This is a genomic window from Actinocrinis puniceicyclus (assembly GCF_018283645.1).
Taxonomy (GTDB): Bacteria; Actinomycetota; Actinomycetes; order Streptomycetales; family Catenulisporaceae; genus Actinocrinis; species Actinocrinis puniceicyclus.
Genome location: NZ_JAGSXH010000016.1, coordinates 75916 through 85904 on the forward strand (window position 1 = coordinate 75916; position 9989 = coordinate 85904).

General features: G+C 70.5%; 10 protein-coding genes. 8 read left to right on the forward strand and 2 right to left on the reverse strand.

Translation table 11 applies throughout. From position 1 onward, the window contains the following. The first annotated feature begins 80 nt into the window (after positions 1-80). From KGA66_RS07395 to KGA66_RS07405, 3 genes are all read left to right on the forward strand, one after another. Positions 81-1289 carry a M50 family metallopeptidase gene (locus KGA66_RS07395; RefSeq protein ID WP_211465981.1) on the forward strand — a complete coding sequence of 403 codons (1209 nt, stop codon included), beginning with the start codon at positions 81-83 and terminating at the stop codon, positions 1287-1289. A 215-nt stretch (positions 1290-1504) separates the two neighbouring features. Continuing rightward, positions 1505-2659 (forward strand): flavodoxin-dependent (E)-4-hydroxy-3-methylbut-2-enyl-diphosphate synthase, encoded by a 1155-nt coding sequence (ispG, locus tag KGA66_RS07400; protein WP_211465983.1) that lies wholly within the window; start codon positions 1505-1507, stop codon positions 2657-2659. A gap of 158 nt (positions 2660-2817) precedes the next feature. Then, a complete protein-coding gene (locus tag KGA66_RS07405) occupies positions 2818-3684 on the forward strand; it encodes a GNAT family N-acetyltransferase (RefSeq protein ID WP_211465985.1) in 867 nt (288 codons plus the stop codon). Positions 3685-3808: 124 nt separating this feature from the next. Here KGA66_RS07405 and KGA66_RS07410 read toward each other — a convergent pair whose 3' ends face one another. Both KGA66_RS07410 and KGA66_RS07415 read right to left on the reverse strand, forming a co-directional pair. Next, positions 3809-4312: a methylated-DNA--[protein]-cysteine S-methyltransferase gene (locus KGA66_RS07410; RefSeq protein WP_211465987.1), complete on the reverse strand. Its 504-nt coding sequence runs from the start codon at positions 4310-4312 to the stop codon at positions 3809-3811. A gap of 119 nt (positions 4313-4431) precedes the next feature. Further along, complete coding sequence (locus tag KGA66_RS07415) at positions 4432-5370, reverse strand: hypothetical protein (protein ID WP_211465988.1); 939 nt, start codon at positions 5368-5370, stop codon at positions 4432-4434. 138 nt (positions 5371-5508) lie between these two features. Between KGA66_RS07415 and KGA66_RS07420 the strand changes: the two genes are divergently transcribed. From KGA66_RS07420 to KGA66_RS07440, 5 genes are all read left to right on the forward strand, one after another. Continuing rightward, on the forward strand, positions 5509-7257 hold the full coding sequence (locus KGA66_RS07420; RefSeq protein ID WP_211465990.1) for a proline--tRNA ligase: 1749 nt from the start codon (positions 5509-5511) through the stop codon (positions 7255-7257). Positions 7258-7456: 199 nt separating this feature from the next. Then, a complete protein-coding gene (gene rimP, locus KGA66_RS07425) occupies positions 7457-8011 on the forward strand; it encodes a ribosome maturation factor RimP (protein ID WP_211465992.1) in 555 nt (184 codons plus the stop codon). A gap of 11 nt (positions 8012-8022) precedes the next feature. Beyond that, positions 8023-9021, forward strand: a complete 999-nt coding sequence (gene nusA, locus KGA66_RS07430; RefSeq protein WP_211465994.1) for a transcription termination factor NusA — start codon at positions 8023-8025, stop codon at positions 9019-9021. A gap of 140 nt (positions 9022-9161) precedes the next feature. After that, positions 9162-9440 (forward strand): YlxR family protein, encoded by a 279-nt coding sequence (locus KGA66_RS07435; RefSeq protein WP_312886803.1) that lies wholly within the window; start codon positions 9162-9164, stop codon positions 9438-9440. A gap of 214 nt (positions 9441-9654) precedes the next feature. Beyond that, on the forward strand, positions 9655-9989 hold a 335-nt coding region (locus KGA66_RS07440), incomplete at its 3' end, for a translation initiation factor IF-2 N-terminal domain-containing protein (RefSeq protein WP_211465998.1).

Sequence of the window (9989 nt, forward strand, 5' to 3'; positions counted from 1 at the left end):
CCGGACACGTCTGTCCGTGCGGGTGCCGGCGTCGATCGGCCGCCCGCGGTACCACTCGAGATGAAGGCGGGTTCCCCGGCGTGAACGTCCTAGGCGCGCTGCTGTTCGTGCTGGCGCTGCTGGTCTCGATCGTGCTGCACGAGGCCGGGCACATGGTCTGCGCGCGCTGGTCCGGAGGCAAGGTCACCGAGTTCTTCGTCGGCTTCGGCACCCGGCTGTGGTCGTTCAAGCGCGGCGAGACCGAGTACGGAATCAAGGCGATCCCGGCCGGCGGCTACGTCAAGATCGTCGGGATGACGGATCTGGACGAGATCGAGCCTGGCGACGAGGACCGGGCGCTGAAGAACAAGCCGGCCCGGATGCGGCTGCTCACCCTCTCCGCGGGGTCGCTCACCCACTTCCTGATCGCGCTGGTGTTGTTCTTCCTCAGCCCGATGTTGTTCGGCGTGCAGAAGGCGGACACCTCGGCGCGGGTCGGCCACGTCTCCGCGTGCCTGACGAGCGACGGAAGTCCCGACGAGAGCTGCGCGGCCGGTTCGAAGCCGTCCCCGGCGGCCCGGGCCGGCCTGTCCACGGGGGACCTGATCACCGCGATCGCCGGTCGGCCGATCAAGAACTTCGACGACCTGGCCACGGCGCTGCACCAGTTGCCGGCCGGTCAGCCCTCGGCCCTCGAGTACACCGACCCACAGGGGCGCGCCCACGCGACGACGGTCGTGCCGGTCGGTGTGAAGTCGGTGACCTACCCCGACGGGCACACCGCCGCCGGCAGCCTGGTCGGGCTGGGGCAGAACTCGTATACGCAGCACTACAGCCCGATCTCGGCCGCCGGGTACAGCGGACAGCAGTTCGGCAGCATGATCGTCAACACCTTCAAGGGCCTCGGCTCCATCCCCGCCGCGATCCCGAAGCTGTTCACCGCCACCGTGGACCACACGCAGCGCTCGGCCAGCTCGCCGGTCGGCGTCGTGGGCATGGCACAGATCAGCGGCACCATCATCGGCCAGGCCGGGTTCGCCGGCTTCTTCGCCCTCGTCGCCGCGGTCAACGTGTTCATCGGCGTGTTCAACCTGCTGCCGATCCTGCCGCTGGACGGCGGGCATGTCGCGGTCCTGCTTTACGAGGAGGCGCGCAAGCGCCTCTACCGGCTGCTGCACCGCCCCGCGCCCGGCCGCGTGGACCTCAATAAACTGATGCCGGTCGCGTACGCCTTCCTGCTCGTCTTCGTCGGCCTCACGCTGCTGCTGCTCGCGGCCGACATCACCAACCCGATTCATCTGCCGTCGTGAGCCGGCCGGCCACGCCCCGGGGCGCCTTCGGCGCGCACCGCGTGTACCGCGCGCTTCGTCCCGCGGGACATGCCGTTCGGCGCACGGCCGGTGAAGATCGGGTGAAAGCCGGGGAACGGCATGCAATGAGACCAGCTGAAGTGCCGTAGCGTTGTTCTCGTCGTTGATCCGCTGCCGCACGAACTTTCGGCCCAAGACTGGGGAGTGCCCGAACGATGACCGCCGTTTCTCTCGGTGTTCCGTCCATTCCGGCCAAACCGCTCGCGCCACGCCGCAAGTCGCGGCAGATCATGGTGGGGAACGTGCCCGTGGGCGGGGACGCCCCGGTCTCGGTGCAGTCGATGACCACGACGCTGACCTCGGACGTGAACGCGACGCTGCAGCAGATCGCGCAGTTGACCGCGACCGGCTGCCAGATCGTGCGGGTGGCCTGCCCCTCCCAGGACGACGCCGACGCGCTGCCGATGATCGCGAAGAAGTCGCAGATCCCGGTGATCGCGGACATTCACTTCCAGCCCAAGTACGTCTTCGCGGCGATCGACGCCGGCTGCGCCGCGGTCCGGGTCAACCCCGGCAACATCCGCAAGTTCGACGACCAGGTCGGCGAGATCGCGCGGCGGGCCAAGGCCGCGGGAGTGCCGATCCGGATCGGTGTCAACGCCGGCTCACTGGATCCGCGGCTCTACGAGAAGTACGGCAAGGCCACCCCGGAGGCGCTGGTCGAGTCCGCGCTGTGGGAGTGCTCGCTGTTCGAGGAGCACGACTTCCGGGACATCAAGATCTCGGTCAAGCACAACGACCCGGTGGTGATGATCCAGGCCTACCGGCTGCTGGCCGAGGCCTGCGACTATCCGCTGCACCTGGGCGTGACCGAGGCGGGCCCGGCGTTCCAGGGCACGATCAAGTCGGCGGTCGCGTTCGGGGCGCTGCTGGCCGAGGGGATCGGCGACACGATCCGGGTCTCGCTCTCGGCGCCTCCGGTGGAGGAGGTCAAGGTCGGCACGCAGATCCTCGAGTCGCTCGGCCTGCGCCAGCGCGGCCTGGAGATCGTCTCCTGCCCGTCGTGCGGTCGCGCGCAGGTGGACGTGTACACCCTGGCCGATCAGGTCACCGCGGCGCTGGACGGGTTGAACGTGCCGCTGCGGGTGGCGGTGATGGGCTGCGTCGTCAACGGTCCGGGCGAGGCGCGCGAGGCGGACCTCGGCGTGGCTTCGGGCAACGGCAAGGGGCAGATCTTCGTCAAGGGCGAGGTCATCAAGACCGTGCCGGAATCGCAGATCGTGGAGACCCTCGTCGAGGAGGCCGCGCGGCTGGCCGAGGAGATGGGCGCGGACCTCGGCGGCGGAGCGCCCGAGGTGGCGGTCGGCTGATCAGCGGCTGTCGCCGCCTGGATCGAGGCCGGACCGGCGAGGCCGCAGCGCGTGCGCGGCCCGCGCGTTTTCGCTGCCGCCGGGCCGCTCCGGGAAACCCTTCCAGGCCGTAGAGTGTGCTACGTGGGCTACCGGCAGGCGAGAGGCTTAGATCGCGCATGAACGTGGTGACCCGGCTGCTGAGTCCTGCCTCGGGCGTGCGCGTGCTCGATCACGCCGATCTGGACGAGGCTCTGGAACTGTTGTCCCGCGACCCGATCGACAACGCGTTCATCGGCGCGCGGGTCGAGGCCGCGGGCCTGGACCCGTGGCAGCTCGGCGGCGAGATGTGGGGCCACGCCTCGGGCGGCCGGCTCACCTCGCTGTGCTTCTCCGGCGCCAACCTGGTACCGATCAACGCCACCTCGGAGGCGGTGCGCGCGTTCGCCGACAGGGCGCGCAAGCAGGGGCGCCGCTGCTCCTCGATCGTCGGTCCGCGGGAGGCCGCGCTCGAACTGTGGAACCACCTGGCCCCGCACTGGCAGCCGGCCCGCGAGGTGCGGCCGAACCAGCCGGTGATGGCGCTGCGCGAGCCTTCGCCGAGCGTCGCCCCGGACTTCCGGGTGCGGCCTGTGCACCCCGCGCAACTCGATGTGCTGATGCCCGCGTGCGTCGCCATGTTCACCGAGGAGGTCGGTGTCTCACCGGTGGCGGCGGACGGCGGGCGCATGTACCGGCAGCGGGTGGCCGAGCTGGTCAACGCCGGGCGCGCGTTCGCCTGGATCGAGGGCGGCGAGGTCGTCTTCAAGGCGGAGATCGGCGCGGTGACCCGCGCGGTATGCCAGATCCAGGGCGTGTGGGTGAGCCCGAAGTTCCGCGGCCGGCGCATCTCGGAGGGCGGCATGGCCGCGGTGGTCGAGTACGCGCTGCGCGACTTCGCCCCCGTGGTCTCGCTCTACGTGAACGACTTCAACGTGCCGGCGCGCGCCTCGTACCACCGGGTCGGCTTCCGCGAGGTTTCCGAGTTCGCCTCGGTGCTCTTCTGACTTCGACGGCGCGCTGTTCGCAGACCTCTGCTCAGGCGTGCCAACTGTTCGCAGACCTCTGCTCAGGCGTGCCAACTGTTCGCAGACCTCTGCTCAGGCGTGCCAACTGTTCGCAGACCTCTGCTCAGGCGTGCTTCGCCTCGTGGTCGAGCAGCGCCCGCTTGACGTCGAGCCCGTACAGGAAGCCCCCGAGGCTCCCGTTCGCGCGCACGACGCGATGGCAGGGCACGAACAGAGCGGTCGGGTTGGTCGCGCACGCGCTGCCGGCCGCGCGTACGGCCCGCGGATTGCCCGCGGAAGCGGCCAACTCGGTGTACGTGGCCGTGGCGCCGGCCGGGATCCGGCGCAGCGCCTGCCGCGCGGCGGTACGGAAGGGCGCGGCGGCCGGCCGCTCCCGGGTCTCCACCACATCGAGCGCCGCCAGTTCGCCCTCGAAGTACTTGCGCACGGCCGCCAGCGCGCCGTGATCGTCCGCGCTGACGGCGACCGAGCCGGGATCACTGTCGGCGAGCCGCGCCAACTGCTCGACCGAATCGGTGAAGCCGGATGCATGGACCACGTCCCCGCGCGCCAGGACCGTGAACGGGCCGAGCGGGGTCGCGCACCGATGTGCTGTCAGGTCGGCCATGGCTGGGCTCCCTAATCTCTGAGGCGGTGCGGAAGAGTCGCACGCTTCGAGTCTGCCCCCGCGCCCGATCCGCCACTGGCGGCTTTCGGACACCGCCGTCCGAAGAGGGTAACTCCCGCTCAGCCGCCGAGCAGCCGCTGCCGCCAGTACAGGAACGACGGCTCCGGATCGCCGGTATACGCCCACGGTACCCGCGTGACGTGCGGCCCGATCGCCTGCATCACCGGCCGCGCGTCGGCGTGCCGGTCCGCGTGGATCAACGCGTGCGCCAGGTAGTTCAGATCCGCCTTCGCCTGCGCGTGCTGCCGCTGCTGGCGCCGGAACCAGCGCTCGAGTATCCGGTCCAGATCCAGCCCGACCTGGTCCTCGGTCCACATCATGTCCAGCCCCGCCCGCACCGCCGCGCGTTTCTCCGCCGAGTGCGCCCTATACGACTCGGCGTGCGCGACCAGCGGCAGCACCGCCAGCGGCGAACCCTCCGGAGCCTCCCCGGCGAGCCAGTACGCGAAGTCATACATCTCGGCGTGCGAGCCGTGCCAGGCGGCGAACAGGTAGATGAGGGCCTGGTGGTGGCCCTCGCGGTTCCACGGATCCCGCTCGCGCATGCCGCGCCAGCGCGCCCACAGTTCCTCGCGGTCGACGCCCTGCGCCCGAGCCAGGGTGACCAGGCTGATCCACGGCATCGGGTCCTGCGGCGAGAGCGCGGCAGCTCGGCGGCACAGCGCCTCCACGTCGGCCGCGGTCTTGCTCGTGCCGTTCTCCCGGACCTGAGCCCGCACCTGGCGCACCACCTCGACGTGAGCCTGGAGCGTCGCGGCGTCGGGGTTGCGCGGATCGAGCGCCAGCCACCGCTCCAGCCACGCGCTGGCAGCCGTGGTGTCCGCCAGCACCTTGATCCGGTGCGTGCGCCGGTCCCAGTCGCGGCGGGTGTCCTCCAGCAGGTCCCGAGCCGGCTCCCAGCGGCCCTGCGCCAACTCGTCGCGCGCATCCGCGAGATCGAGGTCGTCGAACGCGGGATCGAACGACGCCTTGAACGCCTTGGACCTGAAGACCGCCATGGCAGCGCAATGTAGTAGCCGGTTGGCGCCTGCGGCACTAATGCGGCCGAACTGTGTCCGGCGGCCCGATATTCTCGTGATGCGCGATGTAGTGACACATCTGCGCCAGTACCTGACCCGACCGCTAGGAGTGCCGCAGTGATCTCGCGCATGTCCACGCTCTTCCTCCGGACCCTTCGCGACGATCCGGCCGATGCCGAGGTGCCGAGCCACAAGCTGCTCGTGCGCGCCGGCTACGTGCGCCGGGTCGGCCCCGGCATCTACTCCTGGCTGCCACTCGGCAAGCGCGTGCTGGACAACGTCGCGCGCGTGGTCAAGGAGGAGATGGACCGCTTCGGCGCGCAGGAGGTCCAGTTCCCCGCGCTGCTGCCGCGCGAGTACTACGAGGCCACCGGCCGCTGGACCGAATACGGCGACGGCATCTTCCGGCTCAAGGACCGCAAGGGCGCGGACTACCTGCTCGGCCCGACCCACGAGGAGATGTTCACCCTCATGGTCAAGGGCGAGTACTCCTCCTACAAGGATCTGCCGGTCAACCTGTACCAGATCCAGACCAAGTACCGGGACGAGGCCCGGCCGCGCGCCGGCATCCTGCGCGGCCGCGAGTTCCTGATGAAGGACTCGTACTCCTTCGACCTCGACGACGAAGGTCTGAAGCGCTCCTACGAGCTGCACCGCGAGGCGTACGTACGGATCTTCGACCGGCTCGGCCTGGACTACCGGATCGTCTCGGCCATGTCCGGTTCCATGGGCGGCTCGGCTTCCGAGGAGTTCCTGGCCGCGACGCCGACCGGCGAGGACACCTTCGTCTCCTGCACCGACTGCGACTACGCGGCCAACACGGAGGCGGTGGAGGGGCGGGCGGGTGTCGCGCTCGACGCCTCCGACGAGCCCGCGCTGAAGGTCTACGACACCCCGGACACGCCGACGATCGACTCGCTCGTCGAGCTGTTCAACCGGCTCGACCTCGGCCGCACGGTCACCGCCGCGGACACGCTCAAGAACGTCGTGGTGAAGCTGCGTCATCCGGGCGCGAAGGAGACCGAGGTCCTGGTCGTGGGCGTGCCCGGCGACCGCGAGGTGGACCTCAAGCGCCTGGAGGCCGCAGTGCACCCCGCCGAGGTCGAGCTGTTCGAGGCGGAGGACTTCGCGAAGCATCCGGCGCTGGTACGCGGCTACCTCGGTCCGCAGGGTCTGGCCGAGGCCGGTTACACCTACAAGGTGGACCCCCTCGTGGTGCCCGGCTCGTCCTGGATCACCGGGGCCAACGAGAACGGCAAGCACGCCGCGCACGTCGTGTACGGCCGCGACTTCACCCCGGACGCCGCCGTCGGTGCGGCCGAGGTGCGCTCCGGGGATCCCTGCCCGCGCTGCGGTCACGCGCTGACCATCGGCCGGGGCATCGAGATCGGGCACATCTTCCAGCTCGGCCGCAAGTTCACCAACGCCTTCGAGTTCGACGTGCTCGGCCCGGACGGCAAACCGGTCCGCGTCACGATGGGCTCCTACGGCATCGGCGTCTCGCGCGCGGTCGCGGCCATCGCCGAGCAGAAGCACGACGAGCTGGGCCTGGTCTGGCCGCGCGAGGTCGCCCCGGCGGACGTGCACCTGGTGGCCACCGGCAAGGACGACTCGGTGTTCGAGGCCGCCGCGACGCTGGCCGTCGAGCTGGATCACGCCGGAGTGAGCGTGCTCTTCGACGATCGGCGCGGCGTCTCTCCCGGCGTCAAGTTCAAGGACGCCGAGCTGATCGGCGTGCCCACGATCGTCGTGGTCGGCAAGGGCCTCGCCGAGGGCCTGGTCGAACTGCGCGACCGGGCCGGCGGCGAGCGGGAGAACGTGCCGCTGGAGCAGGCCGCCGCACGCCTGCGGGAGCTGCTGGGCTGAGCTGGGCTCGGCTGGGCTCGGCTGGGCTGGGCTGGGCTGAGAGACCGAACCAGCCGCCGTCGAGGCTGAGTCTGAAAACAGTCACCGCGACGGGCTCCCCCCGATCGGATCGACCCGGACTTGTCGTGCCGCCGAACCGACTACCCTGGTAGACGACACGACAAGGCCAGATCCCAGATCCGTCGAGGAGCCGACCGCGATGAGCCCGACCGCCGCCCCCCGGCTCGACCGGCAGAAGCTGCGCGTGCTGCTGGAACCGGTGGTCGAGCGGGCCGGCGCGCAGCTTGAGGACGTGACCGAGCAGCGTGCCGGATCGCGCCGGTTGATCCGCGTGGTGGTGGACCGGGACGGTGGCGTCTCACTGGACGACATCGCCGACGTGACCCGCGCGGTCTCCGAGGCCCTGGACGGCTATGCGGCCATGGGTGAGGCGGCGTACGTCCTCGAAGTCACCTCGCCGGGCGTCGACCGCCCGCTGACCGCCCCCAAGCACTGGCGGCGGGCGCGCGGCCGCCTGGTCAAGGCGGTGCTCAAGGCCGGCGGAGAGCTGACCGGGCGCATCGCCGACAGCGACGAGCACGGGGTGACCCTCCTGGTCGGGGAGCAGGAGAAGGAGCGCGCGCTGCCCTACGGCGAGATCGCCAAGGCCCGGGTTCAGGTCGAGTTCAACCGGGCCGCCGAGGATGCGCCGGACGATGACGCGCCGGACGATGAGGCGCCGGACGACGACGACGCTCCCGACGACGAGAGCTGATTGAGGACGCGATGGACATCGACATGCGGGCGCTGCGCGATCTGGCGCAGGACAAGGACATCTCGCTCGACCGGCTCTTCGAGGCGATCGAGCAGGCGCTGCTGCTCGCGTACGAGCGGACCGAGGGCGCTCACACGCGCGCCCGGGTCGAACTCGACCACAAGACCGGGCACGTCGCGGTGTGGGCGACCGAGACCGACGCGGAGGGCCGCCCGGTCGGCCCCGAGTTCGAGGACACCCCCGGCGGCTTCGGCCGGATCGCCGCGTCCACCGCCCGGCAGGTGATCGCGCAGCGGCTGCGCGAGGCGGCGGACGAGGCGGTCTTCCGGGACTTCGCCGCGCGCGAGGGCGATCTGATCACCGGCAAGGTGCAGCAGGGCGACGACCCGCGCAACGTGCTGGTGGAGATCGACTCGGGCAAGAAGGAGAGCTTCGAGGCGCTGCTGCCGGCGCCGGAGCAGGTGCCCGGTGAGCGCTATGAGCACGGCATCCGGATCAAGTGCCTCGTCGTCGCGGTGCGCCGGGGCCAGCGCGGTCCGCAGGTCACGCTCTCGCGCACGCACCCGAACCTGGTGCGCCGCCTGTTCGCGCTCGAAGTGCCGGAAGTGGCGGACGGCACCGTGGAGATCGCCGCGATCGCCCGGGAGGCCGGGCACCGAACGAAGATCGCGGTGCGTTCCACCAAACCCGGAGTGAACGCCAAGGGAGCGTGCATCGGACCAGTCGGCGCGCGGGTGCGCAACGTGATGAACGAGCTGCACGGCGAGAAGATCGACATCGTGGACTGGTCCGACGACCCGGAGCGCCTGGTCGCCTCGGCGCTGTCCCCGGCGAAGGTCACCAAGGTGCGCATCGTGGACGCGGAGGCGAAGTCCGCGCAGGTCACCGTGCCCGATTATCAGCTGTCGCTGGCCATCGGCAAGGAAGGGCAGAACGCCCGGCTGGCCGCCCGGCTGACCGGATGGCGCATCGACATCCGCTCGGACGTGGAGCCCAGGCAGGTCGGCTGATCACGCCGGTGTGCGGGCCGCGCGGCGGATGCCGGCCGCCCGCGGACCTCTCGCGGCCCCGCTTCGGGGGAGCGGGAGTACTGATCGTGGGGGTAAGATAGACCGTGACTGGCCTGCCGACCGACCGGGAAGACCGCGGCGTGCCCACGCGTACCTGCGTTGGCTGTCGTGCCCGGGATGCGCAGGACCGGCTGCTCCGTATCGTCGCCGGAGAGGGCGAAGTACTACCCGATCCGGGTCGGCGCCTTCCGGGCCGCGGTGCTTATCTGCACCCGCGGCTCGCGTGTCTCGCCCTCGCCGAGCGTAAGCGGGCCTTCCCGCGGGCATTGCGCCTGCCGGGACCGTTCGCTCTCAGTGCGGTGCGTGCGCGGCTGGAGGCGTGCGAGGCACAGTCGCGAGACGGGACGGGGACGGAGTAAATCCGGCTGCCCGTCCGTTACCGTCCGCGAGGATTGTCTCGCGGCGGGAGCCGGGAGCAGCGGGTCGAACAGTCGGCACGGAACAGGGATCGCTACGACGCGGAGAGCGGGTCGAGAAAAACGATGAGCACGCGATGAGCACCCAGCGATGAGCACGCCCATGCAGTGATATAGACGGTCGCGCGGAGAAGACGCGGACCGAGACAGGAGTGAAGTGGCCAAGGTCCGGGTCTATGAACTCGCCAAGGAGATGGGTGTTGAGAGCAAGGTCATCATGGCCAAGCTCCAAGACCTGGGAGAGTTCGTGCGTTCAGCCTCCTCCACGGTGGAGGCGCCGGTAGTTCGTAAGCTGAAGGATTCCTTCGACGGCGGGGGCAAGGCCTCCGTGTCCGGCGGTTCGGCAGGCACCGCCACCGCGCCGCGTTCCGGCGCACCGAAGCCGGGCCCGCGTCCCGGGCCGGTTCCGCCCAAGCCCGCGCCGACCGCCACGCGGCCGGCCTCGCGGCCCGCGGCGCCCGTCCAGAACGGCAACGCGGCCCCGTCTGCCCC